The sequence below is a fragment of the Ensifer sp. BR816 genome (assembly GCF_000378985.1).
Classification (GTDB): Bacteria; Pseudomonadota; Alphaproteobacteria; order Rhizobiales; family Rhizobiaceae; genus Sinorhizobium.
In genome coordinates, this window is record NZ_KB905372.1 from 27194 (window position 1) to 54075 (window position 26882).

The following is a 26882-nucleotide window of genomic DNA, read 5'->3' on the forward strand; positions in this document are numbered from 1 at the left end:
TCGCGGGTCCCTGCGCCTCGTTCACTGCGATCCGGCCTCCACGGCTTTTCGGGGCCACGACGGCGCGGCTCCGAGGACCAGACTTCGAGAACCCAATCACGGAAGCCTGCCAGTCTCGGCAATCACCGCGCTCAATCTTTTCAGGCGGTCGAGCTCTCGTCGAAGCGAGGCATTCTCGGCCAGCAATCGAAGGTTTTCGTCCTCGAGCGCCATCTGGGCAGCATCTGTCTTCGCCTTCTGATCCCGGACAGCTTCGGCCTGCTCCAGCCGCGACAGGCTCACCTTGCGATCCCGGTCGTCGGCGTCGCGGAGGATTTCGGCGCAACGCGGATTGGTTCGGAAGACCTGCCGGTCAAAGCCGCATTCCTTGGCGATAATGCTCTTGTTCAGATCGACACCGTATCTCGGAAGCGGCTCGTCCTTGTGCCGCTCCAGATAGTCGATCAGGGCATCGACGTGCTCCTGGGCGATTTCGACGCCGCTTTTGCCAGTGCCCCGCGCCATCAGGCGTCTCTCCGCGACGACAGGCTGATGACGCTCGCCTCGGGAAGGCTGCCCATCTTTTCTAACCGATCGATGGCAGCCTGGTATCCGTCGAAGAACCGTTTCCACGCCGGGAAGCCGCCCGTTTCGGCGACGGCCAGAATCATGGCACGATGCGACGCAATCAGCAGTTCCTTGTCAGTCTGCAACTGGTCGATATCTGCGGCCTTCATTGCTGCGAGCCTTTCCAGCTCAGCAGGGGACTTCTTGCTGGATCGCTCGACGACTGAGCGGATGGTTTTCTGCTTTTTGATCGCTGCCTCGACCATCCCGCGACGGCTTTCAATGCGGGTGATGTCGGTCGCATGCCTGAAGACACCATCGCTGCGCCTGCACACAGCACGCACGCTGATGTCCTCGTCATCGGCGATCATCGCCTCCAGAAGTTCCTCAAGCAGCCGGCTCTTATCAATCATCGAGGTCCCTCAAACGCTTCATCGTGTCGATGATGGTGGTGCCAGCTTTCCGTTCGGCCGACACGGACAGATCGCTCCCGTCCGGGAATGCCTGTCCCGCGTCCGTGCCGAGCGCCTTGACGATGTTGTCGTAGTGGAGGCGAGCGTGGGTAAGCTGGTTGGCCCAGCCGACGTTGCGTTGGTTCTCGGGCAGGGCTTCCAGCTTGATAATCACCTTGGCAAACCTGTCTCGCATGCGCGCCAGGTTTTCCTGTTCGCTGATGACGTCGGTCCGCGCCAGGTGGCGACAACCGTTGAAGCACTCGAGATGCTTGGGGCAGGGGTCGCTGGTGAAGCTGTTGATACATAGGCCGTAGGGCGTGACGTGCAGCCCGTCGGCCTCGGCATTGAGATAATCGAACGCCGCCTCCTCGCCGTACTCGCGTTGGACACGGCGGAACTCCTCAACCACAGGACCACGCGCCTTGTCAGCCAATATCAGCTTGGAGACCTGCTTCGCTTTGTCACCGAGCCTCTCCTCCGCCTCCGGGGCAAGGTCGATATCGGCGAGGTCCTCGGCAAGGCTGCGATGATCGTAGACGTGGCTCTGCTGAACGCTGCGCCGGTTGAACTTCTTGGTGATGATCGTGTCGGCGACGCCCAGACGGAATAGCTCGGTATTCTGAAGGTGTCGCAGCGCATGCGAGGTAAGCCGAAGAGCGCGATCTTCCTTAGTCATTCCGTACCGCTCAAACAGGGATTCGCCGCCACCCTTACCGCTGGTCGAGCCGATCAGGTCGCCCCTGTCGATGCGACCAATCGCGGAATACAGAGTGGTATCGAGGATGCCGTTGTTACGACCTTCGATCAGGTTCCTGACCGGCATGATGAACATGAGTTCGTGAGGGTAGAGCTCGGTACCGTCCGTGATTGTCGTTGGCGTCGTATCCGACAGCTTGGTCGTGCGGTTCTTCCAGATATGCTGCTCGACATCACCGACGCGAACGTGGGCCGACCGCCAGTCGGCCCGGCCGTACATAGAATTTTCCCATGGTTTTCTGACGGGGATGTCCTTTTGCGAAGGGGCGCCCCAGAACCGTGGAAGCACGCTCTGATTACCGCTCAGTTGGTACTGCCTGATTTTATCGAGTGCCTCGATGTCATAGGATTGTCGGTAATTCTCGACCAGGCTAACGGGGATGTCGGGGTCAGAGAAAGCGATATTGCCCGTCATCCTGACGTACATTTCCCAGGCAGGAATGAGCGCATCTTCGGGGTATTCCGGGAAGATGCGGCCCGTTTCCGTCTGTCGTCTCAGCCTCTCACGCAGTGGGGTCGTGATCCTTTCGACATGCTCAAGTGTCTCGATGAGGATCTCCTCGAACATCGGCGGGACATGCTGGGTATTCTCATAAAAGGACACGCCGTCAGGGCGCTCATCTTCTTCCTGCTTTTCGGCGAAGTGCCTGATCATCAGGGAGCGTGAGAAGCCGCCGCGGTCTGCGGCCGGTCGCCCATCGGCATCCAGATATTCGCGCCATCGCTTCCAGTCCAAGGGCACGCGCACAGCTTCGCCGATCCGGAAGCCCATGATGATCTGCACCTTGAAGACGGCAAAACGGATCGCGTCGGAGAAGGAGCGCGGGGTTTCCGTGAACACGATCCGCGCTAATTCCCAGAACGCACGTTCCTCGGGCAACTTCGCCGCCGATTTCCTTTCGGTGAGCGAGCGGCGGAGGCCGTCCTTTCCGCCGTGGGCATTCTGCCGCTTTCGAAGGGTCTCGACCTGCTGCTGGGCGGACAGGGATTCGTTGGTCGGGTAAGGGATGCAAAAACGGGCCAGGGCAGGGATGTCGGCGAGCTTCTGCCGGTCGAGAATGGTTTTCACCATGGTGACGAAGTCCAGAGCAAGCTTCCCGGAATTTGCAGAACGCAAGGCTGCATTGTAGGCGAGCCGGATTTGCTCGGGGGTGATCGCCCAAGGCGAAGCGCCGTCAGCGGCAGGGGCGAGCCTCCTAATGCCGTGCGCAACCAGCATCGCACTCTGCGGCTTGGTCTTGCCGACGAGCAGCTTATGAACGAAGACCGCTTGATACAGGTCGCGCCAGTGTTGCGGCATTGCCCCAAGGGCAAGAGGCTCCTGGTTCATCCCTTGTCTGATCTCGTTGACTTTCTGGAGTGCTACCGGATCTACCCCCAACTGCCCGAGCCAGTGAGTGGGTGGCGGCAGCATACCCACGAGTTCAGTGAGATCCCAGCGCGTGTCTTTGCTGACCTTGCCCTTTTCGTCGCAGACGAGGTCCCAGACAAGGCCGCGCGCATTCGCCAACTGCTTGGCCGTGGCGATGTATTCCGCATAGAACGGGTTCACGATTGCTCCTCGTCCATGCTCTCGGATTTGAGTTCCTCAACGACCCGGCGCACCGCGTCGAGGGTCGTCTTGAGCTGTGCGTAGGCGTGGGACTGCTGGTTATATCGGGAGGCGGCGGCGAACTCGGTCACCACGGGCCGCAAGCTCTCCAATACCTCCTGATGGATTTCCGGCTCGCCAAGCGGCATGAACCTCGAACAGGTATAACACGCCAGAACCGGATTCTTGATGCAAAGGCTCTGGCCGAGATTGCAGCCGCCGATCCCGGCAATCGGGATGCCGTGTGGCACAGCGCCGATTTGCTGATCTGACGGCAGCCCGAGAAGCATTGCCTTGTCTATGGTCTTCGTCTTGGCGATTTTGGCGAGGTTCGAATAAATCGGCGAGATCGCCAGCGCCTCGTTGATGCGCTGCGCCTGGGCGGGCGACGCGTCGAAGTAGACGTTGGCAATGCGGTCGCTGTTGTGGCCGAGGAACTCCGTAAGGCCGACATGCGAGATGCCGCTGTCTGCGAGACGCTGTGCTGCCGTGTGCCTCAGGTCGGTTGGCGACCAGGCTTCGCCCGTCAGATCCCCGGTCAGCTCCATGATGGCGCGGCTGACCGCTAGCGGCTTGAGGCCGAAGAGCAGGCGAGGGGGCACTCCCTCGTCCGGCTGCATCGTGCCGTTCTCCCGGCGTTTCACCAATTCGTTGAACAGGGGTCCCCATTCCCGTTTGATGCGTCTGGTGACACGGATACGCTGGCTGTTGTCCTTTTGCTTGATCAGCAAAACAGCGACGTGGACCGCACCAGTCGAGAAGAGCCGCACGTCGGTAAGCTCGATGCGGGCGATCTGGCCCGGTCGGAACGCGTACTGGTACGACATGACGAGCATGCAGACGTCACGCAACGCGGTTCCATCCACCGCGTCGGGATTGGCCGCAAGCGTCGCGCACATATCATCGATGTGGTTGACGATCATGACCTGCTGGTCGAGGGGTAGGAAACAGTCGCCGGCGCGGACGACGCGGTACTTGAAATATTTCACCACGCGCGGTAATGGCGGTAGTTTGGCAGACAAGCCGCGGATCTCGTTTAGAAGTCCAATCTCCAACTTGTGACCGGGCGCGCTCAATGATCTCGCTCCGGATTGATGCTCCTCAAGGCCTCCACGAACGTGCCGAACTTCTCGTCCCAGACCTCGGCAAGGCTGGTCTCGTAGTACGCCTTGGCGTAGAGGCGCGGCATGTTGGATTCCTTTGACCACCCGAAGTATATCCGGAGCTTCTCCTGCGCCATTTCAACATCAACGCCGGCCTCCTGATAACGCCTCATGCGGATGGCCGCCGCGGTATGGCGAAGATCATGGCAGGTAACGCCTTGAAGACCCTGTTTCTGCAAGGATTTTCTGGCGTCACCGGACAACGCTGTTGTGACGGTCGCGAAGATTTCGTTTAACGATCGCAGGGCCAGCGGTTTAGCCTTCTGCGAGATGAGCAGTTGGGGATAATTGGCCTGTCCGCGATAGTTCACTCTATATATGTGCTCCAACTCAATGATCTCCTGCGGGAGCGGGAGCTGGCGTCGGGACTGCTCTGTCTTCAAACCTGGCCGTTCGTAGCGGGGATCTCCGTCATCTGTATCTTCGATGTCCAGCCAGTGAACGGATTTTCCCACCACAGGATCGAAGTCTTGCTTGAATGAATTGGTGTGCAGAAGTGCCACCTCGCCACGACGCAAACCGAGGCGCAACAGCAGCAGGAAGATCAGCAAATTCCGCCAGCGTAGCGCCCCCGTCTTGAATGGATTGCGCGAGGATTCCGGATTGAAGATGTCGTACAAATCCTCGACCACAATCGGAGGAAGTGCCCGGACCTGCGACACTGACGTCTGGGGATTGGGCGCGAGCTGCCGATACAGCGTGTCGAGCCTGAGAAGCTTGGCCTCCATTTCGGAAGCGCGAGCGCCAGATGCATCGCCGGCAATGCGCAGCATATCGGTCACGAAGCTGACGGCAGACTTCCAGGTAGAGGTCTTATCGACTCCAGCGACGGCGGCCTCGTTGCGGAGCTGTGCGAGGAAGCCCATCAGGCAGTTTTCGAGCGCATTGGCATCGGCGTTGGCGATCAGGCGTTCGAGGCAGTCGCTGCCACGCTGGCGCCCAACCGACTCGTAAAGCTGGTCCAAAGCGGCAAGATGCCTGCGGCGTGTCGACGGCCGCAAGGACGTCTTCAGCACATCGCTCCAGATCGTGGCCCAGAAGCGCGGAAAGCCGGAAGCACTGACGCAGACCAATCCGGTCATGGTCTTTGGAAGTGAAGAAGAAACGAGATTGACTGGCATTGGCGAATCGCACTCAATGGCGAGCGCGCCTTTCACGTTTTCAACGGGAAACGCAACAATCCAAACTGCTCATTATCGGAATGTGCCACACCGGCATGACGGCTGTTTGAACGCCAAAAAGCAACAGGAGCCAAACCGCCTGGTTGTTCCATAAGCTATCTTATGCGATATGTTATAACGTTACGGTAAATGGTCACTCATTTAATGGTCGAACTATGCCGGTTTCCTGCATCGGATAACTGCATAACGCCGAAATCCGTCCGTCGGTACCAGATATTCTGCTGCGTCGCAGCAAGGCGTTAGGAGCCTGGAAAGACAAGAAAGCAATGCAGCGTGACGATCCGCATTCGGCCGTTTCGACCACCCTGGCTCCTCTCCGGAACCGGGCGTTTCGTGCGATCTGGACGGCCACGCAGATCTCCAGCCTCGGCTGGCTGATCCAGACAACGGCAATCAGCTGGCTGATGGCGACGATCTCGGCCTCCGATACGATGGTCGCGCTGGTGCAGGCCTCGTCGACGCTGCCCGCCTTCTTCCTGTCCATCCTCGCCGGCGCCATTGCCGACAGTTTTAGCCGGCGGGGCGTGATGCTCGCCGGACACGTCCTGATCGCTCTGGCTTCGCTGACGCTGGCGGTTACCGTCGCACTCGGCCTTGTCAGTCCATGGCTGATCCTCGGACTGGGGTTCCTGGCCGGATGCGGCTTTGCCTTGAACGATCCGGCGTGGCACGCCTCTGTCGGTGACATCCTGGAAAAGCGCGACATCCCGGCGGCGGTGACGCTGATGTCGGTCGGCTATAACATCGTGCGAAGCACGGGCCCGGCCATTGGCGGCGCGCTCCTCGCCTTCTTCGGACCCCTTGCCGCGTTCGTGCTGGCGGCGCTGAGTGATCTTGTGCCACTCGCCGCGATCTCCCGCTCGAAGTGGCACGTGCGCTCGTCCTCGCTGCCGCGCGAACGCGTGGTTACGGCCATTCAGGATGGACTGCGCTTCACCGCGATGTCCTCGGAAATCAGGGCGGCGATCGTGCGCGGAACGTTGTTCGGCTTGGCGAGCATTTCCATCCTCGCGCTGCTGCCGCTGATCGTCCGGGATCATCTGGCGGGCGGTCCAATCGTCTACGGCGCCCTGCTGGCCGCCTTCGGCGTCGGTGCCTTTACTGCTGGTCTCAGTAGCAGCCACCTCAGGCGCATTGTGCCTCAGGACCGGCTGATCGCACTCGCAGCCGTTGCCTGTGCGGCCTGCTGCTTTCTCCTTCCGCTCACGACGTCGATCCCCGTTGCGGCGCTGGCGCTGGCAATCGGCGGCGCGGGCTGGCTGCTGACCTGGACCGGCGTTGACGTTGCGATCCAGCTTTCGAGCCCGCGATGGGTCGTCGGGCGGACGCTTTCGATCTACTATGCCCTTTCCTACGGCGGCATGGCCGCGGGCAGCTGGATCTGGGGTTCTGTCGCCGATAACTACTCTCTGACCATGGCTTTCCAGGGCGCCGCCGCGATTCTGCTCCTGGTGGCCGCTCTTGCCTTCGTGCTGCCGATCGAGTTGTGGGAAGAATCGGAACAGCAGGCCTTGGAGTTTGTCCCGCCGTCGCTCGCAATCGACTTGAAGCCGAGAAGCGGACCTATCGTCGTCAAAGTCGAATACGCCATAGCGGAGCAGGATCTCGAGGCCTTTCTCGAGTGCATGCGCGAGCGGCGGCGCATCCAGAGCCGGGCGGGGGCACGCAACTGGACGCTCCAGCGGAACCTTTTGACCCCTACCCTATGGACGGAAACGTTCCGGACGCCAACATGGACGGACTATCTTCGTCTGAACCATCGACTATCGCCGGCCGATAAAGAACTCGGCGAGCGACTTGCCGCCTTCCACGATGGGGCCGGCGCCCCTGAGACCGTGCTGGCAATCGAGCGCGCGACAACCCCGTCTCGCGCCCGAAGCCAGCCGATAACCCGCGTCTCGCGTCCCTGAGGAGCATTTGAGATGCGGCAGACCATCAAGCGCCAGCAATATCTGCACCCAGTGTGCCTAATCGAAATTTTGGCCCAGACCTCGACGATTAACCCGCATCAGCGTCGATCTGGGGAAGTTCCCGGCCTGCGAGCGCCATTTTTCCGAGCCTTGCAGGGTTGTTCGGCTGCCGTCGAACAGGTCCCGACGGCAGCCGCTTTTTCTTCGGTTTGCGATGGTGTGCGTGTCACCGGCCGGCAGCCTGCCACGCTTGGGGGGCCTCGCGAGGACACTTCCCGCGATGACGATGGCGGTCGGACGCGAATGCGCGGCAACAGAGTCAGCCGCCGGTTTCCGCGTCGAACGCGCCAAACGACGTTTTCGGACAGATTTTCGGTTTGCCCAGCCTCCCAGGGCAAAGCGGCTGTCGTCGGGCCCGTCCCGGCGGCAGCCGCATTTGGTGTTTCCACCGACAGGCACTCGCGAGCGGATATTGTCGGCGCTGTTGCGGGAGGCCGTGCGCAATGACCTGCATGAACACCGCACCGTCCCGGTTTCGGCTTTCAGCGATTTCGCTGGAACCGCCGGGCGGCCCGATGGATGCCGCACAGAAGCACGAGCAGGCTGTCGCCATTTTCGACCTGCTGGACAACAACAGGTTCGAACCGGTCGAACATGGCGGCGGCCCCTACCGGCTGCACCTTGAACTCATGGAGCGGCGACTGGTGCTTTCTGTCACCACGGAGTGTGGCGCGCTCGTCCTGTGCCATCACCTCTCACTGACTTCATTCCGCCGGCTGCTAAAGGACTACCGGATTGTCTGCGAAAGCTTAGCCAACGGTGCTGCGCGGCTGCCGCCCGATCGGCTGGAAGCCATCGACATGGGGCGACGTGCGATCCACAACGAAGCCTCCGCCTTGCTCAGAGACCGCCTCAAATCCAAGGTCGAGATCGATCAGTCTACGGCCCGTCGGCTGTTCACGCTGATCGATCTCATGGTCTCGCAGACGCTGCCGGCAGGGGTCGATTGAAGTGCAAATGCCAAACAGTCGAGCAATCGCAATTCTCCTCCTTCCGCCGGCCGCGACAGAACACTGTCCGAACGGTTGATGACGGGACCGCCTTCGGGAGCCGGCAAGCCCATGTCGAGCGGCTTGCACGGCTGGACCACTCCGGCGCGGCCCAACATATGAGGAGAAGACTGAATGCGACAGTGGCTGGACAAGCTGACCGATCTCGCCGCCATACCTGGCGATGAACGCATCATAAAGCATGGGCTTGCCAATTTCACCGAGGAGATGGGCTTTGTCGGCTATGCCTATGTCAACATCCTCTCAAGCCACGCCCACGTTGTTTCAAACTATGGACCGGCGTGGCAGGCCGAATATGCGGAACAGCATTATTTTGAGATCGATCCTGTGGTGCGACGCGCCCGAGCGCTCAAAGGCGCCTTCACATGGAGCGGTGAAGCCGAGAGGTCAAAGCTTACGAAGGAGGAGCGTTCGTTTTATGCACACGCGGCCGATTTCGGCATCCGCTCCGGCGTGACCATTCCGATCAGAGCCGCACACGGCACGCTTGCGATGTTCACGCTGGCCTCGGGGAAGCCGGAGAGCGAATTGAAACATGGGCTGGACCCGCTGACCGCGGCCGCTGCGGTCGGACAGTTGCATGCCCGCATCAGCTTTACCGACCTGGCGCCGACGCTTCCGCAGCCTGACTTCTTCGATTCCACCGCAGCCAGCTATCTGTACTGGATCTCCGAAGGCAAAACGAAGCGCGAAGTGGCAGACATTTACAACGTCTCATATGGCAGCGTGCGGTCGAAGTTACGAATAGCGGGCCAGTATCTCGAGACCGGGAACACGACGCACATGGTCTCGACCGCCATCCGCAAGGGACTGATCTGACACTCAGTTTGCCCGCACCTTCGGAATATAGCCGAGGATGTTGATCAGCGTGTTCGTCGTATACAGCTGGGCGTGCATCTCCATGCAGGCCCTGATGTAGTCGAGATGCTGCGCGCTGCCGACCATCTCCGGGATCTTGTCCTCTTCAGGCAATGCCTGGAAGAGCTGATCGGCCTTGTCGACCAGGGTCCGGTGGGTTCGGATGGCTTCCACGGTCAGGAGTTCCAGCTGGGGCTTGGGAAGCCCTTTCGTGAGCCCGAACAGGGCCCGAATTTCAGGTTTCGATTGCAACGCGGCTGTTTCCGGTCCCATTTCATTCTCCCGGCTTGTCCGCGGTACGCCCCCGCAAACACTAATCCCATGATCCCAAGCCGGGGGTTGGAAAACTGTCGTAGACAGTCCTGCGACCTTTAGCACTGGAGTACCTGGACATGCGTCACAGGCCCCCGGCCAAATGGTCAGAGGATCTGGCGCCGTTTCGGCCGGCGCCAACCGCTACGAGAGGTTTCCACACCCCGAGGCAGCGCGTACTGCCCTACCCGCCCTTATAGAGGGCGGAATCAATATTCGCCAGTGCAAACAGCCGGATAATTGCCGACGGCACGGTGCAATACTGGCTGTCTCTTGCGCTCATTCTGTACCGATGCCCGAGAGATCAATCCGGATGCTGGCCTTGTTGGGATCGCCGTCACCTACAGGATCTTCGGCCGGTTGGCGCTGTCCTTCGTCACCGGGCTTTTCCAACCCGGCCTGATCGTCCACCGGCTCTTGGGCATCGGGCGTATCCGCTTCGGCCTCGCCAGGATCCGGTGTGCGAAACACCGCCTCCCCCTCGAAATACCCCGTCTGCCAGGCAATGATCGCGTCCTTGAACACCTGGCGCGCAGCCTCTTCACCGGTCGGGTTGCCGTACCACTTCAAGACGATCCGGTAGATCTTGGAAAAGAGCGCGGTCCCCATCCGGAGATTGGCGCAGGCATCGATGAGATCGGGCTTCAACGCACCCGCCTCGAGCACACCGAGGCCGGCCGGATACTGGGTGATGCCGACGCGCACGACATTGCGGCCGATGTGCTCGCGGATCAGAGCAAGCGCCTGTTCCGGCGTGGTCGGTTTCGGGACGAGGACGACGCGCTTTCCCCAGCGCACCGTCACGGAAAGCGGATCATCCGTGCCGGCCGTGGCGACAAATTGCTCGACGATTGCGGGCTTCAGCCCGGGATCGGCGCATTCCTTGATCAAAGCCGCATCGACCATGCTGGTTCTCCATGTCTCTCAGGTGTTGAATGCCGTGACGAGCGGCAGGCCGAACAGTTTTGCCCAGGCGATCGTGCTCGCCCGCTGGATGGCGACGATCGAGGTGCCTGTCGTCCACCAGCCATTGCCCGTCGCCACGATGATCTCGGGGGATTCCAGCATCGACTGCACTGCGGGCCAGACGAGGAGCTGCTCGTAGCAGATCAACGGAGCAAGCCTTGTGCCGCCAAGCTCGACGACGGGATTGGCGAAGATGTGGGCGCTGGCGCCGCCGCCCTCACCCGTCCAGGCTTTCCAGGGTTGCCACATCGAAACCGGAACCGGCATGCGTTCGCGATAGAGGATTTGCGAGCTCTCGGCCGAGACCGCCACCAGCACGTTGTCATAGCCTTGGGGCTCAAGCACCGCCGCGCCGGCAATGACGGTGATATCGCGACCACGCAACGCCTCCCGCCAGAGACGTTCCACGGTGGGCGTCCAGAAGCCGAGCGCGCTTTCGGGAAGCACGATGAAGCGAATGGACGCATCCGCGGCCGATTGCACCGTTGCGATGAGGTCACGGTGATGCTTGCGTGAGCCATCTCGCCCCAGGGTCCGTCCCTGTTCGAGGTCGACGCCTTTCCATCCGTCCGGTAGGGTCGGTGCTGTCCACGTTGCGACGGACCAGAACCAGAAGCCCATCAAGGCGACGGCGGCTGCCGGCCAGTAGCGCGATGTCATCATCGCGAGGCCGGCAGCCGTTGCGACCAGACCCCACCATCCCCAGCCGGGAAACAGCACGCCGGCCGCGGCGATTGGCTGAGCCCAGCCGGTGATGCCGAATGGCGGCAGCGCCATCACCACGGTCGCCGCCAGATACCGCAGCGCCCGCCCTCGTTCCGGATCAGCCCTTCCCTCCCGCCCCGCATGCGAGTGCCCCAATCCCGGTCGCGCCCGTCCCGACAGCTTTGACCAGGCCGCCGCATGCACGGCGACAAAGGAAGCCGAGGCCACGATCCACAGCAGAAGTCCCGGCCACAGATCGGCGGCATAGAAGGTGGCGACGCCTTGCGGCAGGCCGCGTGAGGCGGCAAGGAAATATCCTGCCGAGACAAGGGCTGCAACTCGGCGCGACCGCGACATCGCCCAGAGCGCCGGAAAGATCATCGCGACCGGCAGGGCGAGGACGAAGCCGCTCCAGCCGACCGCGCCGGCGAGGATTGCCAGCGCAACAAGAAATGCGGCGTTTGCGCACTCACGGATCGACCGTGAGCACCGGCCGGGCAAGGCCGAGCAATCCGGTCTCGGGGACCGGGCCAAAATATCTGGAATCATAGGAGCTCGCAAAAGGGGAGTGCAGATAAAGCATGCCCGCCGGCACGATGCCGCCGGCAAAGGGTTTTAGCGATCGACCGGCGCCGTCAGTCCGGCGCAGACGTGACGACGGCAGAAGCTTGCCGTCGATGCGAACCGCGTCGCCGATCTCGACCCGCTGTCGGGGCAGTGCCGCGACCGCCTTGATCAGCGGTGCGACGCCACCTTGGCAGAGGCCGCGGGCAAGATAGGAACGACGGCGGGCCTCCTCGATCACCGGCGTCATCGGCGGGCAGACGAACACGAGATCCCCGACCGCGATGGCCCGGCTCGGCGCCTCGATCCGCCAGAGGCCGAGCGGTTCGCTTGGCGTCAGGTTGAGGCGGAAGCCGCCGAACACCGCGGCGCTCAAAACGACACCGGTTATGATTGCTGCCGCCGCAAGTATCATGATCGCACCTCGCCGCTTCATTGTTTCAGGGCCGGGGTCTGGCGCTGGCTGAGCCGTAGGTCCTCTATCTGCTTGAGGGTAACCGTCGTGCGCTCATGGGCGGCCAGTTGCTGGGCCGTGCGCATCACAGGCCAGGCCTCTCTGAGGCTTTCCTTTTCCTGTGCCTTGAGGCCGGCGGAAAGCTTGTCGAAGAGCTGTCCCTCCGGATGGCGCGCGGCATTCGAAAGCAGTGCGCGGTCACCGAAGCGCTCGGCGACGGCCTGGATGAGAGTATCGATTTCAAGCTTGGCCTCGCGGTTGCTGATCGCAAAGCCGAGTGCGGCCGGAAGATCGTTGCGGTCGATCGCGTCGCGCACCCGTTCGAGCACGACACGCGCCGCCGGCGACAGCGCCGGGATGTCGATCGACACGCGGTTGCGAAGAGTCTGCTCCTCTGCCGCCAGCCGCTCGCGAGCGCTCTCGCGCATGCCGAGATACTGTTCGATGTCGCGTTTCAGGGCGGGGACATTGACCTCGGCGACGCGCCGCGCCTCGCGCTCGGCCTTGCCGGCAAGCAGGCCGGTCTTGCCCTTCAGCGGTCCGATCGACGCCGGCTCACTCGCGAGTTGCTGCAGCGCCTTGCTGGCTGCCTCCCGGTCGGCCAGCACCGCATCGAAATTCATCGCCCGGAAAGCGGCTTCCGGATCGGCGAAGACATAGCGGAAGCGGGTCGAGACCTCCTGCCACTGGGCTTTGAGCGCTGGATCGTCACCGAGCTTGCGCTCGACACTGTCCCCCACGGAGAATGCGAAGTCTTTGATGCCAGCGACCATCGGTCGGGTCTCCTTCTTCTGTTGCTGGACGGGTGATGGGAAAAGCCCGAGCCGTTCGCCGGCGACACGCAGACGAGACACGAGATCGGTCAGCTTGTCTTTCTGCCTGAGCGTCCAGTCGAGCCGGTCGCGGACAAGCGTGCGGGCGACCCGGACCAAGTGCAGGCCGCGGTTCTCGGCAAAGGAAAGCGCTTGGCGGTAGAGCGTGGCGCCTTCGTAATCGAGCGTCGTCTCCTTGGCGTTACGACGCGACAGCACCTGTTCGAGCCCGCCATTGAAGGCGAAGGATCGCGTGCCGTAATAGACCTGCAGATCCTCGCGGTGGCGCGTCATCGCCACATAGGTCAGGTGCCGGTCGAGCGACAGTGACGCGAGCACCTTGACCCGATCGACGGTGGCGCCCTGGCTCTTGTGGATCGTTGTCGCATAGCCGTGATCGAGATTGTTGTAGCGCCGCTGTTCCACCGTGACCTGCCGGCGTTGATCGCCCTTGCCGATCACAGCGACGAGACGGTTTGGGGCTGCCTCGACGACATGGCCGATCATGCCGTTCTTGACGCCAAGCGATCCCTCGTTCTTCAGGAAGACGATCTGGTCGCCGGCATCGAAGCGGCGCATGCCGTCGGCGGTGCGAAACGCATGGCCCTCACTGAGGACGCCGCGCTCGACGAGTTTTTGCCGCGCCATTTCATTGAGGAGGCGCACGTCGCGGCGCAGATGCGCGAGCATCAGCATCGACTTTTCCGGATCGTAGTCGCGGTCCCAGTCGCCGATCAGACGGTCGATCGCCTCGGATTTCAGCGTCGAACCATGCAGCCGGCCATGGCTGCCGTAGGCGGCAAGGGCCGGCCCGATGTTGCCGCGCGCCAGATCAAGCGAGGCAGACCGCATCCAGTCCTGGCGCTGGCGGTAGATCGTTTCGAGTTCGGCGTAACCGATGCGATCGGCAATGGCGCGGAAGGCCGCTCCCGCCTCGATCGGCTGGAGCTGGTCGGGATCGCCGACCAGGACGAGCTTTGCCCCTGCCCTGACCACCGCCTCGACGAAGCCCGCCATCTGTCGGGAGGCGACCATGCCGGCCTCGTCGATGACGAAGATCGTCCTCGCGTCGAGACCATCGCGCCCGCGGTTCCAGCGCAGTTCCCAGGAGGAGAGCGTGCGGCTCGCAATGCCGGCTTCCTTCTCCAGGCCCTCTGCCGCCTTGCCCGCAAGGGCTGCGCCAACCACGCGATAACCGGCCAGTTCCCACGCCTCCCGTGCCGCCTTCATCATCGTCGTCTTGCCGGCGCCGGCGCGGCCGACGATCGCCGCGATCCTGGCCGGCCCGGCAACGTGCTCGATCGCGGTTTTCTGCTCGTCCGAGAGCCGCGCATGGCGGGCGAAGGTCGCCTTCAGCACGGGGTCGCGAACGCCGTGCGAGAATTGCCGCGAGAGCCAGATGGCGCGATTGGCCATCTCGGCTTCAAGCCGGATCAGCGCCCGCGTCGTGTAGCGCGACGGAACCCGTTTCCCCGTGGCAAAGTCAATCCTGTCGCGCTCGAGGCGCAACACGTCGGGGTCCTGAAGAACACGCGCCATCAACTGCTGGAAGATGCCGGGATCGTCGACATAGCGATTGAGGACCTTGGCAATGTCCTGGCTGTCGAAGACGCTTTTCTCCCGGGTGATCAGGTCGAGGACGATCGCCGGGTTTCGGAGCATGTGGCGAGTGTTTTCGGTGCGGCGTTTTTCGTTGAGATCGAGCCGTTCCAACTCCGGCCGGACGCCTTGGCTTTCCGCCTTGCGCTCGATCGCCTTGGCGCCGACGCCGACATGCAGCGTCGGTTCGAGTTCGATGCCCTGCTTTTCATAGGAGCGGCCATCGACACGAAGCGAAATCCCGTTCAGCGCCAGATGGTGGTTCTGCCGCTCGAACCAGCCGCCGCGCAGGGCATTGAAATCATCCGTCGAACCGGCCCAGAGTTCATAGACGATTTTGCCCTCTTTTGTGCGAAGCGGCTGCCCGTCCTCGCCGATGACCGGAACCTTCTTGGCGCCGAAGCCGTCCTCGGTCAGCGGCCGCAAGGTGGTCATCAGGTGGATGTGCGGGTTGCCGGGGTTGTCGTGATAGACCCAGTCGGCGACCATGCCCCTGGCGAGGATGTGTCTGTCGACGAAATCGCGCGCCAGCGCAATGTTCTGCTCGGGCGTAAGCTCCAGCGGCAGCGCGATGGTCAGGTCCCGGGCGAGTTGCGCATCGACGCGCTTCTCGAAGGCTTCGACCCGGTTCCAGAAGCCTTCCGATGCCCCGGCAACGGCGCGATCGGCGATCAGGGCGCGCGCCCATTTCGGGGCATCGGCCGGAAGGGCAAATTCCTCATGCAGCAGGCCCTGCTTCCGCGTGTAGTCGATCGTGCGGGCCTCGCGCTCGTAGTCCATCCGGGCGCAGTGGCGATAGGCCGCCGACAGCACAGCGCTGCGGCCGTCGCCGCGGCTGACGATGCTGGCGGAGAAATGGGCGATGGCCACGGCGCGAAAAACTCCCGGGGTTGAACCTTGTTCGGCCTGAGAGCGGGCCCCGCCAGGGCAGGCAAGACAGCACGTCGCGCCAGCGACGTATAATTGCGCCCTTGGATCCGCTCTCATCGAGCGGCGGGATGATGCGCCAAAGTGTCGGCTTTGCCGACGTGCAATTCTGCACCTTTCGCTCGGTGACCATTCGGAGCAGTCTGGCGCCGCAGAAGCAACGCCGGAACGACCAGGAGATGCGACCGGAATGAAGAAGCCGTCAGCGAAGATCAGGGAAGAAATCGCCCGCCTGCAGGAGCAGCTCAAAGCCGCCGAGACACGCGAGGCTGAGCGCATCGGCAGGGTCGCACTGAAGGCCGGCCTGGGCGACATCGAGATCGACGAGGCTGACCTGCAGGCGGCGTTCGAGCAGGTTGCTCAGCGGTTTCGCGGAGGCAACGGGGTTGCGACCGGAAAGAGACATGCCGGCGACAGCAAGACCGCCGGCGCATCGTCAACGAAGGACGAGACTGGCCCGGCTCAGAGCGGCGCTGGCGAGGCTTGAGCGCATGGTGAGAACGATGACGGCCGACGCGCGCAAGAAGGACACCCGCGAGAAGATCGAGCTCGGCGGCCTGATCGTCAAGGCCGGGCTGCGCTACGAAAAACGCGCGCTGCTGCTCGGTCTGCTGATCGATGCCGGCCGACGGATCAGGAGCGACGAACAGGAGCGAGCGCGCCTCGCCGCAATCGGGGCGGAGGCCTTCGGCCATGACGGCGATTAGGTTTCTGCTTGCCGTGGTTCCGGCGACAGTGATGCTCGCGACTGCGCTCGTCTTGCCTGGCATCGAGCATTGGCTGGCGGCGTTTGCAACGAGCCCAGAGGCGAAACTCTGGCTCGGACGGATTGGCCTTGCGCTTCCCTATTGCATGGCAGCTGCGATCGGCGTCATCGTCCTGTTTGCCGCCAACGGCGCGGCGAACATCCGAAGCGCCGGCTGGGGCGTGCTCGCCGGCTCTGTGGCGGTGATCGTGATCGCGATGCTGCGCGAAACCCTGCGTCTTGCCGCTATTGCGGGCAAGGTGCCGAGGGAGCAATCGCTGATCGCCTATGCCGACCCGGCGACAATCGCCGGCGTCGCCGTCACCTTGCTTGCCGGCACCTTTGCGCTCAGGGTGGGCCTTCGGGGAAATGCCGCGTTCACGACGCCGGCGCCCAGACGCATTCATGGCCAGCGCGCGATCCATGGCGAGGCCGACTGGATGAACATGCCCGACGCCACGAAACTGTTTTGGCAGGAGGGCGGGATCGTTGTCGGCGAGCGCTACCGGGTCGACCGGGACAGTGTCGCAGGGATGCCGTTTCGCGCCGATGATCGACAAAGCTGGGGTGCCGGCGGCAGGGCGCCGCTCCTCTGTTTCGACGGTTCCTTCGGCTCGTCGCACGGCATCGTCTTCGCCGGCTCGGGCGGCTTCAAGACGACCTCGGTGACGGTCCCGACGGCGCTCAAATGGGGCGGCTGTCTTGTCGTCCTCGATCCGTCGAGCGAGGTGGCCCCGATGGTCGTTGACCATCGCCGCAAGGCCGGCCGCAAGGTGATCGTCCTCGACCCCGCCACGCCGGCGATCGGCTTCAACGCGCTCGACTGGATAGGACGGTTCGGCGGGACGAAGGAGGAAGACATCGTCGCGATCGCCACCTGGATCATGACCGACAATGCGCGCGCGGCCTCGGCCCGCGACGACTTCTTCCGCGCGTCCGCCATGCAATTGCTGACGGCATTGATTGCCGACGTCTGCCTGTCTGGCCACACCGACGAGAAGGACCAGACGCTGCGGCGCGTGCGCGCCAATCTCTCCGAGCCCGAGCCGAAGCTGCGCGAGCGGCTGACACGCATCCACGAACAGTCGGGATCCGACTTCGTCAAGGAGAATGTCGCGGTCTTCGTCAACATGACGCCGGAGACGTTTTCCGGTGTCTACGCCAATGCGGTGAAGGAAACTCATTGGCTGTCCTACCCGAACTACGCCGCACTCGTGTCGGGCGACAGTTTCCCGACCGATGCTCTTGCGAATGGGGAAACGGACGTATTCCTCGCCTTCGATCTCAAGGTGCTGGAAGCCCATCCGGGGCTGGCGCGCGTGGTAATCGGCTCGCTCCTCAATGCCATCTATAACCGCAATGGCGACGTCAACGGACGCACGTTGTTCCTGCTCGACGAGGTCGCCCGCCTCGGCTATCTGCGCATCCTTGAGACGGCGCGCGACGCCGGCCGCAAATACGGCATTACACTGACCATGATCTTCCAGTCGATCGGCCAGATGCGCGAGGCTTATGGCGGCCGCGACGCCACCAGCAAATGGTTCGAATCGGCGTCGTGGATCTCGTTTGCCGCGATCAACGATCCCGACACGGCCGAGTATATTTCGAGGCGCTGCGGCGATACCACGGTCGAGGTCGACCAGGTGAACCGCTCGACGGGCATGAAGGGTTCGTCGCGATCGCGATCGAAGCAGCTCAGCCGCCGGCCGCTGATCCTGCCGCATGAGGTGCTGCGCATGCGCGCCGACGAACAGATCGTCTTCACCGCCGGCAACCCGCCGCTCAGATGCGGACGCGCGATCTGGTTCCGGCGCGCCGACATGAGGGCCTGCGTCAAGCCGAACGCGTTCTTTCGCGACAGCGCGGAGAAGCTGTGACGGAAGGGTTCAGGTCCGGTCGGCAGACGCCTCATAGAGCAGCCCGTCATAGACCTCGAGGAGCGCATTGGTGATGGCTTGGCCCAAGGCATTGCCGGCGGCCCGGACATCGTCCTCCGCGCCGTCACGGGCGGCGCTGGCAAGCGCGAAACCCTGCTCGCTGACGATCTGCTTGGCGACTTCGATCGCCCACAGACCGAAGTCGCCGCGGTTTCCGATTTGTATCGTGTCTTCCATGATGAACCTTCGAATGTCGTTGATGTCGCCATACAGTCTTGCTGTGACGATGGCCAGCCAATGTCCGCGCAGCGCTCGACCGGAGGCTCGCGCAATCCACAGGTCCCCCGCAACATCCTCTGGATAAACGATCAGCTGCCCGAAAGAGACACGTCCTCTCCTCTAGCTGTGGAAATGGAGGCGATTGTGCGGGTTTGGCGCCCGCCGCAGCGTGACAATCGACGAAACAGGTGGAAATGTTCCCGGCGCACATAACAGGGAACGAACATGACCACCACCAATGAAATCGCCGACAAGATTGCGAGCGAGCATGGCCTGACGAAGGCGCAAGGCAAGTCGATCGTCGAGGCGGTCTTCGCCGCCGTCACGGCTGCCGCCACGTCCGGCGCCGAGACGTCAATTCCGGCCTTCGGCAAGTTCAAGGTCAGTGCGACGTGAAAGTCGCCTAAGTAATTGTCTGTACGGGATTTATATTCCGGGACAGTCCTGATGTTCCGTCATCAGTAGCCTACCGGCACATGCGGGACTGGTAACGGTCCGGTGTGAAGCTGCCGGGACAATGTAGCCGGGCCTTCGGGCCATGCCGATGTCGTGAGGCGGAGGTGTCTTCTGCGAGCATCATTGCGGATGGGGCGCTAGGCTGGGTGGTATGATCAATGCAAATGAACTGCTGATAAACGTCGTGAAATTTGACAAGCCAAAGATGCTGACAGGCTTGAACCAAAAGGTGCGCGGTCGGATGCTTCCCTTGATTTTGGAGGCACACGGACAAAAGGACCGCCGGCGGATAGGCAGGATCTAACCCGCCCACGTTATTTAGGTGAAACACGGTAAACCCGTATCGTCGCCCGGCAGCGGGCAGGCCGACCGCAAGGAAAGCTATTGGCGGTGCGGGCAGAGGATGTCGGAGAAAGCGAACGCCGAGCTGTAATGGTTCGGACAGGGGTTGCGGCTCGCCAACATCACCCCGCCCGAAAGGGAGCAGACTTCCGACGGGTCTCCCGTCGCGAGAGAATGTGCAGAACCCTCGGCAGGAGGACAGGCAAATGACGGTCACAATAGTGACTGGTGCGGCCTCCCGCGAAGCGGTGAGTTGGGACCAGATTGACTGGCGCAAAGCTTACCAACACGTGCGACGGCTGCAGATGCGTATTGCGAAGGCAGTTAGGGAAGGTCGCTGGGGCAAGGTGCAAGCCTTGCAACGGTTGCTGACCCACTCGTTCAGCGGCAAGGCGCTTGCCGTAAAACGGGTTATTGGAAATCAGGGAAAGAGAACACCCGGAGTGGACCGGATCATCTGGGACACACCGGATAAATGCGTCAGAGGATTACTGTCGCTCAAACGACGGGGGTATCGTCCTCTGCCGTTGAGGCGGGTATATATCCCGAAAGCAAATAGCAAGAAGCTGCGTCCGTTAGGTATTCCGACGATGAAGGACAGAGCTATGCAGGCACTTCACCTGCTTGCCCTGTTACCTGTCGCGGAAACTACGGCAGACCCCAACTCGTACGGTTTCCGACCGTTTCGAGCCACACGTGACGCGGCCCGGCAGTGCTACATAGCCCTGCGGGGACGTGGAACGGCGGAATGGGCCTTAGACGCGGACATTGCTGGCTGCTTCGACGAAATCAGCAAGGACTGGCTCATCGCCAACATCCCCATGGACAAGGCGGTGCTCCGGAAATGGCTGGACTCCGGTTACATACAGGACGGTGATTGGCACGCAACACGAGCGGGAACTCCGCAAGGGGGAATAATCTCGCCCACGCTCGCCAACATGGCCTTGGACGGAATGGAAAAGATGCTACGGGCCCACTATGGCCCGAAACGTCGCAACATGAGGACCAAGGTTCACTTGATACGTTACGCCGATGACTTCGTCGTCACGGGTGCCTCGAAAGAGGTGCTAGAGGAGGCGAAATCTCTAGTGGAGAAATTTCTGGCAGAACGGGGCCTGTCCCTGTCTGCGGAAAAGACCCGCATCGTGCGGGTCGAGGAAGGCTTCGACTTCCTCGGCTGGAACGTGCGCAGATATGATGGGCACACCCACATCAAACCCGCCAAGAAGAACGTGGTGGCGTTTATGCGCAAGGTCCGAGCGATCATCAAGGCTGCCGCCGATGTGAAGCAGGAGTATCTGATAATGCGGCTGAACCCGGTCATCCGGGGATGGACCAATTATCATCACAACCAGGTGGCGAAAGAGACCTTTCGCAAGGTCGAGCATCTCATCTGGAAGTGTCTCTGGCAGTGGGCCTGTCGTAGACACCCGGACAAGCCGCTTCGCTGGGTGAAGTATCGTTACTTCGCTCGGGAAGGTACGCGAGACTGGGTATTCCGCGCAGGGATGAAGGATAAGGCAGGAAACATCAAGTTCATCCGCCTCATCCACGCGTCCGACGTTCCTATTCGTCGCCACTGCAAAATCCGGGCTGAAGCGAATCCGTTCGATCCGATGTGGGAGAACTACTTCGCCGCAAGGCGCGGTCTGCCATCGGAAATTACGGATCAGCCCGGCGAGCGCACATCCTCTACTGATGCACAGGAACTGGCGGCTCTGGTCAAACAGGGCTTAGCGGAGGCTTGAGCTGTATGCTGGGAAACTCGCACGTACAGTTCTTAGGGAGGAGCGGCCCGGCAACGGGTCGTTCCTACCCGACAGGAAACGCCGGAGCGCGATGCGCGCAATCCCGCGACGGGCGCGATGATCAAGGTTGCTGCTGCCAGGAAGTTGACGTTCCAGCCGGCGAAGGCGCTCAAGGACGCGATGAACAAGTAATCATCGGGGGTGCGGCCCGGCGGGCTGAAACCCGACCGCCGTGCCCCGGAGAGTGCGATTGCGGCTGGGGAGAGATCGGCCTGGTCATGCGAACCTGCGTTCCAGACCGGGCTGCGGCGCAGGGAACCCATCACGATTTGCCCGCGGTCTGATGTCGACCGGTTGCGCCGCGATTGACCGCCGCCTGCCGGATGGGTCTCGTCCTCGCATTCATCACAATGATGAATCGATGGCGGCGGACCGATTCATAAGTGTCGTTGGACGCTGATGCCGAAATCTCCGACTCTGTCGGCATGATCGCGCAGCCCTATCAGCTCTACGTCGAACGGACGGACATCTCGAGAAACATGGCCCGTTATTACGCCATGTCGATTGAACCGACCCTGTTCGGCGATGCCTGCCTGAGGCGGCGATGGGGCCGCATCGGATCCACCGGCCAGCAGATGATCCATCATTTCGACCGGGAAGAAGATGCGGTCCTGATGTTTCTCGATCTGCTCCGGCAGAAGCGAAGACGCGGTTATCATCCGCGATCTGCCGCGGCGGATTGAGGAGGTCCGCCGAGCGGAAGCCGGCCGTTTTACCTCATCGTCCCCCGATTCCAATCGAACTCGAAGGACACCTCGATCTCGACAAAGAACGGAATCCTGAAGCGAAGTTTCAGGCCGAGCTTTCGCTTGCCGAAGACGTTGCTGGCCACTCGCCGAGGACGGAACCGGCGGCCGGTAGCGGCGAGGACCGTGTCGACAAGGAGATTTTGAAGCGATCAAAAACCTGCCGGTGCCGTCACGGAGAGACGGCTCTCGCCGCCCCTCGGAAATCGAGATCGTACCAAGGCCCTCAGGAGCCTGCGCACCTGCTATCGACGACACGCGCCGCATGAATTGCGATGCCTGTTTCCTGGCGGATATCCCTGATGATCGCCGCCAGCGAGCCGAGTTCGGTCTCGGTCAGCGCGACCAATCGCGGATAGTCGATCACGACGCCGTCGCAATCCGCCGACAAAGCGACGGTCCAATTACCACCGTTTATGCGGTACTCGTTTGTCTCGAAATCGACATCGAGCTCATCCAGAAGATTGATGGTGAAGCGCCCGAAGATCTCGTTCTCACCTTCGAGCCGATATTGGGCATATTCATCGTCGTTAGCTAAAGCGCTCCGTTCCAATTCCATGACGATCCGGACGCGCACGATTGCCGTCTCCAGGCCCTCAACCAGGCGCTCGTGAAGGGCTCGCGAGAAGTCTGTCTCGCAGCCGAACCCGTTCGCAAGCACGACGAGCCGGAAGCCAGAAAGCTTGGTGTAGAGCATGAGGTTCTGATTGGATGTCATAAGGTGATCCTCCTTCGTTGATGACGGAGACCGGCCACTCCGTGGCAAAGAGGGGTCAAGGACCGCGGACCGCGGCTCGCAAGCGGGGGAACCGATTTTTCCAGAGCGTAGTGCAACGTAGCAGCGGAAAAATTGGCGGAGACCGCGCCGTCCTTGACGCCGGATTTGCCGGAGTAAAATAGGACGTCAGAGAGAGAAGAGACCCGCGGCCGCGAAGGGGCCGCGACCGTGCCCGGCGCCAGCCGGAGGGGAGCGTCGAGGGGCGAAATCCCTCGCGGGCCGGGCCGCCGGTCGATCCGGCGGACCGGCTCAGTCCAGCAGGAAGAGAGCCGCCTCAGAAGGGCGGCTTAGCATCGATGGCACCGTCCTGTTCGGCAAGCGCCACGGCCAGATCTGCCAGTGCGAGCTCGAGCTCGCCCTCGATCTGGCGGCGCTCGGCGGTATCGCAGACGTTCTTCAGTTCCAGTCGCAGTTCTTCAACTTGAATTTCGAGTGCAATCGTCATCGTCGTCATCTCCTGATGATGTGAAAGATGACGCCCGGGGTCGTGAGGATCGGGCTGGGTCAAGGATCGCGTCAGCGACCGGCGGAGCCGGCGAGCGGAGGAACCGATTTTCTGACGGTGCCCTTCGGGGCATCGGCTGAAAATTGGAGGGGCCGCAAGGTCCTTGAGGCGGCACGAGCCTCACGGCACACTCGCGTATCTGAGCAGACAAAATTCCCGTTCCGTACCCCCACCGAAAAAGCCGGCGGCAGGCTCGATGCCTGCCGCCGGCTTCCTCATACGTGGCAGGAGCCCCGCCTTGCGGCGGGGCTTCCCTCGGGAGCCTCAATCCCGGTTCGGCCGAGACCAGATCAGTTGCAGGCCTTCCTCGCCGTCCACCTCGATCAGGGTGGCGTAGATCGGGGCGGGGAAGCTCGGGTCGTCCAGCTTGACCGAGAGGTAGTCTCGGCCCTCATTGGAAACTTTCTGCCAGGCGGCTCCGAGTTCGACATTCGCTGCCGCGAAAATGCGGAAGTGCGGTCCCTTGTCGGAGGGGTTTTCGATGCGGACCAGCTTGGCCTTGACGTTGAGGTTGAGGGTCTTGATGACCCCGGAAAAGCCGGAGTTGCCGTTCGAGGTGAAAGTGCCGATGGTAGCCATCTGTCGTCTCCTGTGGGTTTCTCGGGCCGCGACCACCGCGACCTCGATGGCGGTCGATGGACCGGAGGCGATCGGCCCGCACCCCCGGGGTCCCCGATGCGCGCGCGCAATGGGGTGGCTTGCTGGGCCGGAACGACAGTGAAGGGCAGCCAGGGAGAGACTTTCTTGATCCGCGCGGAATGATGGCGAAGCCAGCAGGGGAAGAAAGTCGCGGGTCGGCTGTTGCGGGCTTGAGAACGAGGCGAAGCGCAGCGAAGACGGCCTTCGGTCAGACAAGCCCCATCGAGGACGTGAGGTGCGCGTCCTCCTTGAAACGACTGGACCAGACGGCAGACGGCGGCTCGTCGTCCTGATGACCGTAATCCCGGCAACGGTCAGGGACCATCAAACCGTTCCGCAACCCGTCAGTGGCATCGCGTAACGCAGACATCCTCACCCGGACGCGGACGCACCCGCCGCTTCGTTCCGGTCGAACGACGACTGGCCGGCTGCTTGAAATCCCCGAGGCCGGGCGGCCGCCAATCAAGGCGCACCGGCGGCTTCGCGGATCGTGGCTACGCCAAGCTCGGGGTTGAAGGCCTTGGCCGGCTGGTCCGATTTCAGCCCCAGGCTTGCCTGTCGAACAGGGATCGCCCGCAAGGTGGATCGCGCAGGCCTCGGTGCCCTCCCCGTTTTGATCGAAGACGACGGCAGCATCAGGCTGCATCCGCGACCTCGGCGGCGGGCGGCTGTAGGTCGTGAAGATAATTGACTGCGCGCTGTGCATGGGCGGCTGCGGCGAAGATGAACCGCTTCTCGTTCTTGAGAATTTCGAGCCAGCTGGCAAGGTAACTTGCGTGATCGGGTCTCGGCTCGAGCTCCGGGACGATGCCGAGGTCGGCCGCCAGAAAACAACCGCCAAGATCGGCGATCAGCTCTTCGTGAGCCCTCATCGAGCGATCCTTGTGATAGCGGGAGAGGTTACGGTCAAGCCGCTTTTGCGCGCCTGCCCAATGGGTTAGCTCGTGTCCGAGCGTGGCGTAGTAGCTCGCGGCGTCGCGAAAACTCTCAAACGGCGGCATTTGAACGATATCGCGAGCCGGATTGAAAAAAGCCTGGTTGCCGCCGTGCCGGATGACGGCGCCGGTATTGGCAAAGAAGGTATCCGCATGGGCGATCCGCTCCGCCGGATCGGTCGCCGGCGCCGGAGTAAGGTAATACTGCTCCGGAAGGCCGTCGATCTGGTCGGCGCAGAACACCGTATAGGCTTTGAGGAACGGGATGCCGCGTTCCACTTCTTCACCATGGGCATCGGTCTCCGTGCGCGTGAACCGGCTGGCATAGACGACGGTTGCGCCGGTCTCGCCCTTGCGGACATGACCACCAAGTTCGATGCTCTGCTTGAAGGTCATCCAGGTCGCGGAAACGAAGCCTCGCGAAACCGCCTCCGACCAGAGAAGCAGTGTATTGATCCCCTGGTACGGCATTCCGTTGTGACGCAGCGGACGGGTGATCCGACCTGTGGCATTTGCGGCACTCCACGGCTTGACCCACGGGCGCACGCCCTTTTCCAGCTCCGCGACGATGCGGTCGGTAATTTTCGCGTAGATGTCGACGCGGGCCTTGTTTTCCTTGCTGCTCATGTCCTCAACCTCCATTTGAGGGCCGCGCTGATCGCGGCCGTCACGAGGTCCGACCGCTGCGGACCGCAGGACCGCGAACCGGTCGAGGTTCAATCTGAGCAAGGAGAGATATCGCAACCGGCCGCAACGGACGTGGAGGACGGCGAAGCCGTTTCGGGGGCCGAGGACCGCAGCAGGACCAGCATTCGTGACGGCTGCGTTCGGCGCCGCCGGAAGCGACGGTTTTCTTCCCCTTTTTCAACGCGTTTGACGTTGGACAGGCTGCAACATGGAAAAAGGCTGGCGTCCCCGAAGGGAGCCAGCTTTGGGAAGCAACGGTTGGCGGGGCCGGAGCCCCGCCTATGGCGATCAGCCGAAAGCCGCCATCTGGGCTTCGGCCGCCTTACGGTCGAGCGAGGCGCCGGGGTTTTCGACCGGGCGATCGAACGGCTTCCAGGTCTCGCCGACGATCTGTTCGTAGGCGGCGACGGCGCCCTCGGCGGCCATCCTCAGCGAATGGGCCTGAATGCCCATGTCGGCGGCGAATTCGCGCTTGCGCTGGGCGGCGCTGTCAAAGCCGACAGGACCGTCGAGATCCTCGTCGCGGGCGTCGTTGGCCGCCTTGGCGGTGGCGTCGCGGGCTTCGGAGACGGCGCGGGAGTAGAACTGGCCGGCGCCGTGCGCGGACCCGACATAGGCGCCGACGATGCGCTGCAGATGGATCTGCATGGCGCGTTCGCCAAGGCCTTCGGAAAGGCCGTCGGCCGTCTCGACGAGCAGCCGCTCGTGCAGGTCGCGGATGCCGTCGCCGTCGATCACCGCGGTCCCGAAACTTTCGGCAATCGCCATCGCCTGGGTGGCGTCGGGGCAGGTGAGCCGCACCATGTCGAGCGTGGCGCCCTTGCGAAGCTGCACGAGGCGGGCTGACTGGCGGGATCTGGTTTTGGGCTTGGCCATGAGCTTGTCCTTTCCGAGGTTCCTCCGAAGCGGTTCCGGCCTTTGCCGACTTGCCCTTCGGTGCGGTCGAACCGAACCGGCGGAAGGCGGGCGTTTCAGGGTCCGGCCACGACTGGCCGAGCAAGGCCGGGATGCGGGCAAGCAGGTCATCGTGACCTTGCGAAGCGCGCGGCCCTGCCTTGCCGAGGACGGCGTGGTCCGGCCGCCCCGCGGCGCGGAACGCGGCCTTGAAACGAACGGCCGCTGGTTCAGACCGCAGCAAACCGAAGGGCGAGCCGGCCAAGGCAATGCGCCGGCCATGGGAAACCTGGAGAGGATATGCTGCAGCCAAACCGCGCCC

Annotated in this window: 24 protein-coding genes and 2 pseudogenes; 10 read left to right on the forward strand and 16 right to left on the reverse strand. The window is 62.4% G+C overall.

What is annotated here, in order from left to right; all coding sequences use genetic code 11:
* Positions 1 to 96: 96 nt before the first annotated feature.
* Genes RHIBR816_RS0132625 through RHIBR816_RS0132645 form a run of 5 tightly spaced genes read right to left on the reverse strand, consistent with a single transcriptional unit; the run spans position 97 to position 5632 of the window.
* Positions 97 to 504: a hypothetical protein gene (locus tag RHIBR816_RS0132625; protein WP_018240784.1), complete on the reverse strand. Its 408-nt coding sequence runs from the start codon at positions 502 to 504 to the stop codon at positions 97 to 99.
* The gene (locus tag RHIBR816_RS0132630; RefSeq protein WP_018240785.1) at positions 504 to 959 is read right to left on the reverse strand and encodes a hypothetical protein; all 456 of its coding nucleotides are present in this window, start codon (positions 957 to 959) and stop codon (positions 504 to 506) included. The genes RHIBR816_RS0132625 and RHIBR816_RS0132630 overlap by 1 nt, the downstream gene beginning before the upstream one ends.
* Positions 952 to 3309, reverse strand: a complete 2358-nt coding sequence (locus RHIBR816_RS0132635; protein WP_018240786.1) for a hypothetical protein — start codon at positions 3307 to 3309, stop codon at positions 952 to 954. The genes RHIBR816_RS0132630 and RHIBR816_RS0132635 overlap by 8 nt, the downstream gene beginning before the upstream one ends.
* Positions 3306 to 4370: a site-specific integrase gene (locus RHIBR816_RS35115; protein WP_245262811.1), complete on the reverse strand. Its 1065-nt coding sequence runs from the start codon at positions 4368 to 4370 to the stop codon at positions 3306 to 3308. The genes RHIBR816_RS0132635 and RHIBR816_RS35115 overlap by 4 nt, the downstream gene beginning before the upstream one ends.
* A gap of 50 nt (positions 4371 to 4420) precedes the next feature.
* On the reverse strand, positions 4421 to 5632 hold the full coding sequence (locus tag RHIBR816_RS0132645) for a tyrosine-type recombinase/integrase (RefSeq protein WP_157628312.1): 1212 nt from the start codon (positions 5630 to 5632) through the stop codon (positions 4421 to 4423).
* A gap of 326 nt (positions 5633 to 5958) precedes the next feature.
* Here RHIBR816_RS0132645 and RHIBR816_RS0132650 point away from each other — a divergent pair, with 326 nt between their 5' ends.
* From RHIBR816_RS0132650 to traR, 3 genes are all read left to right on the forward strand, one after another.
* Positions 5959 to 7602, forward strand: coding sequence for an MFS transporter (locus RHIBR816_RS0132650; protein ID WP_018240789.1), 1644 nt, complete (start codon positions 5959 to 5961; stop codon positions 7600 to 7602).
* A 503-nt stretch (positions 7603 to 8105) separates the two neighbouring features.
* Positions 8106 to 8612, forward strand: a complete 507-nt coding sequence (locus RHIBR816_RS0132660) for a UPF0262 family protein (RefSeq protein ID WP_018240790.1) — start codon at positions 8106 to 8108, stop codon at positions 8610 to 8612.
* A 174-nt stretch (positions 8613 to 8786) separates the two neighbouring features.
* Positions 8787 to 9491: a transcriptional regulator TraR gene (traR, locus tag RHIBR816_RS0132665; protein ID WP_018240791.1), complete on the forward strand. Its 705-nt coding sequence runs from the start codon at positions 8787 to 8789 to the stop codon at positions 9489 to 9491.
* Between the two features lie 3 nt (positions 9492 to 9494).
* On the opposite strand, the gene RHIBR816_RS0132670 is transcribed toward traR, so the two are convergent.
* The 5 genes from RHIBR816_RS0132670 to traA form a co-directional block, all read right to left on the reverse strand.
* Positions 9495 to 9803 (reverse strand): transcriptional repressor TraM, encoded by a 309-nt coding sequence (locus tag RHIBR816_RS0132670; protein ID WP_018240792.1) that lies wholly within the window; start codon positions 9801 to 9803, stop codon positions 9495 to 9497.
* Between the two features lie 318 nt (positions 9804 to 10121).
* Positions 10122 to 10748 carry a TraH family protein gene (locus tag RHIBR816_RS0132675; protein WP_018240793.1) on the reverse strand — a complete coding sequence of 209 codons (627 nt, stop codon included), beginning with the start codon at positions 10746 to 10748 and terminating at the stop codon, positions 10122 to 10124.
* A gap of 18 nt (positions 10749 to 10766) precedes the next feature.
* Positions 10767 to 12014, reverse strand: coding sequence for a conjugal transfer protein TraB (locus tag RHIBR816_RS0132680; RefSeq protein ID WP_018240794.1), 1248 nt, complete (start codon positions 12012 to 12014; stop codon positions 10767 to 10769).
* On the reverse strand, positions 11983 to 12513 hold the full coding sequence (traF, locus tag RHIBR816_RS0132685; RefSeq protein WP_018240795.1) for a conjugative transfer signal peptidase TraF: 531 nt from the start codon (positions 12511 to 12513) through the stop codon (positions 11983 to 11985). Before traF ends, RHIBR816_RS0132680 begins: the two co-directional genes overlap by 32 nt.
* Positions 12510 to 15812, reverse strand: coding sequence for a Ti-type conjugative transfer relaxase TraA (traA, locus tag RHIBR816_RS0132690; protein WP_018240796.1), 3303 nt, complete (start codon positions 15810 to 15812; stop codon positions 12510 to 12512). Before traA ends, traF begins: the two co-directional genes overlap by 4 nt.
* Positions 15813 to 16059: 247 nt before the next feature.
* Here traA and traC point away from each other — a divergent pair, with 247 nt between their 5' ends.
* Genes traC through traG form a run of 3 tightly spaced genes read left to right on the forward strand, consistent with a single transcriptional unit; the run spans position 16060 to position 18491 of the window.
* Positions 16060 to 16356, forward strand: coding sequence for a conjugal transfer protein TraC (gene traC, locus RHIBR816_RS0132700; protein WP_018240798.1), 297 nt, complete (start codon positions 16060 to 16062; stop codon positions 16354 to 16356).
* A 4-nt stretch (positions 16357 to 16360) separates the two neighbouring features.
* Positions 16361 to 16576 carry a type IV conjugative transfer system coupling protein TraD gene (traD, locus tag RHIBR816_RS0132705; RefSeq protein ID WP_018240799.1) on the forward strand — a complete coding sequence of 72 codons (216 nt, stop codon included), beginning with the start codon at positions 16361 to 16363 and terminating at the stop codon, positions 16574 to 16576.
* Positions 16563 to 18491 carry a Ti-type conjugative transfer system protein TraG gene (traG, locus tag RHIBR816_RS0132710; RefSeq protein WP_018240800.1) on the forward strand — a complete coding sequence of 643 codons (1929 nt, stop codon included), beginning with the start codon at positions 16563 to 16565 and terminating at the stop codon, positions 18489 to 18491. The genes traD and traG overlap by 14 nt, the downstream gene beginning before the upstream one ends.
* Positions 18492 to 18500: 9 nt before the next feature.
* On the opposite strand, the gene RHIBR816_RS0132715 is transcribed toward traG, so the two are convergent.
* Positions 18501 to 18728 carry a hypothetical protein gene (locus RHIBR816_RS0132715; RefSeq protein ID WP_018240801.1) on the reverse strand — a complete coding sequence of 76 codons (228 nt, stop codon included), beginning with the start codon at positions 18726 to 18728 and terminating at the stop codon, positions 18501 to 18503.
* A 267-nt stretch (positions 18729 to 18995) separates the two neighbouring features.
* Between RHIBR816_RS0132715 and RHIBR816_RS35120 the strand changes: the two are divergent.
* The 4 genes and pseudogenes from RHIBR816_RS35120 to RHIBR816_RS0132745 form a co-directional block, all read left to right on the forward strand.
* Positions 18996 to 19163: pseudogene (locus RHIBR816_RS35120) on the forward strand (HU family DNA-binding protein); the annotation flags it as partial.
* Between the two features lie 611 nt (positions 19164 to 19774).
* Positions 19775 to 21316: a group II intron reverse transcriptase/maturase gene (ltrA, locus tag RHIBR816_RS0132730; RefSeq protein ID WP_018240804.1), complete on the forward strand. Its 1542-nt coding sequence runs from the start codon at positions 19775 to 19777 to the stop codon at positions 21314 to 21316.
* 72 nt (positions 21317 to 21388) lie between these two features.
* Positions 21389 to 21508: pseudogene (locus RHIBR816_RS36890) on the forward strand (HU family DNA-binding protein); the annotation flags it as partial.
* Positions 21509 to 21801: 293 nt separating this feature from the next.
* Positions 21802 to 22059: a WGR domain-containing protein gene (locus tag RHIBR816_RS0132745; protein WP_026187697.1), complete on the forward strand. Its 258-nt coding sequence runs from the start codon at positions 21802 to 21804 to the stop codon at positions 22057 to 22059.
* Between the two features lie 289 nt (positions 22060 to 22348).
* Here the strand turns inward: RHIBR816_RS0132745 and RHIBR816_RS0132755 are convergent, their stop codons facing one another.
* The 5 genes from RHIBR816_RS0132755 to RHIBR816_RS0132775 form a co-directional block, all read right to left on the reverse strand.
* Positions 22349 to 22840 carry a hypothetical protein gene (locus tag RHIBR816_RS0132755; RefSeq protein ID WP_018240807.1) on the reverse strand — a complete coding sequence of 164 codons (492 nt, stop codon included), beginning with the start codon at positions 22838 to 22840 and terminating at the stop codon, positions 22349 to 22351.
* A 334-nt stretch (positions 22841 to 23174) separates the two neighbouring features.
* Positions 23175 to 23354 (reverse strand): hypothetical protein, encoded by a 180-nt coding sequence (locus RHIBR816_RS38185; protein ID WP_034817609.1) that lies wholly within the window; start codon positions 23352 to 23354, stop codon positions 23175 to 23177.
* 315 nt (positions 23355 to 23669) lie between these two features.
* Positions 23670 to 23984, reverse strand: coding sequence for a DUF736 domain-containing protein (locus RHIBR816_RS0132765; RefSeq protein ID WP_018240809.1), 315 nt, complete (start codon positions 23982 to 23984; stop codon positions 23670 to 23672).
* A gap of 695 nt (positions 23985 to 24679) precedes the next feature.
* Complete coding sequence (locus RHIBR816_RS0132770) at positions 24680 to 25606, reverse strand: ArdC family protein (RefSeq protein WP_018240811.1); 927 nt, start codon at positions 25604 to 25606, stop codon at positions 24680 to 24682.
* Positions 25607 to 25954: 348 nt separating this feature from the next.
* Positions 25955 to 26542 carry a hypothetical protein gene (locus tag RHIBR816_RS0132775; protein WP_018240812.1) on the reverse strand — a complete coding sequence of 196 codons (588 nt, stop codon included), beginning with the start codon at positions 26540 to 26542 and terminating at the stop codon, positions 25955 to 25957.
* Positions 26543 to 26882: the final 340 nt, after the last annotated feature.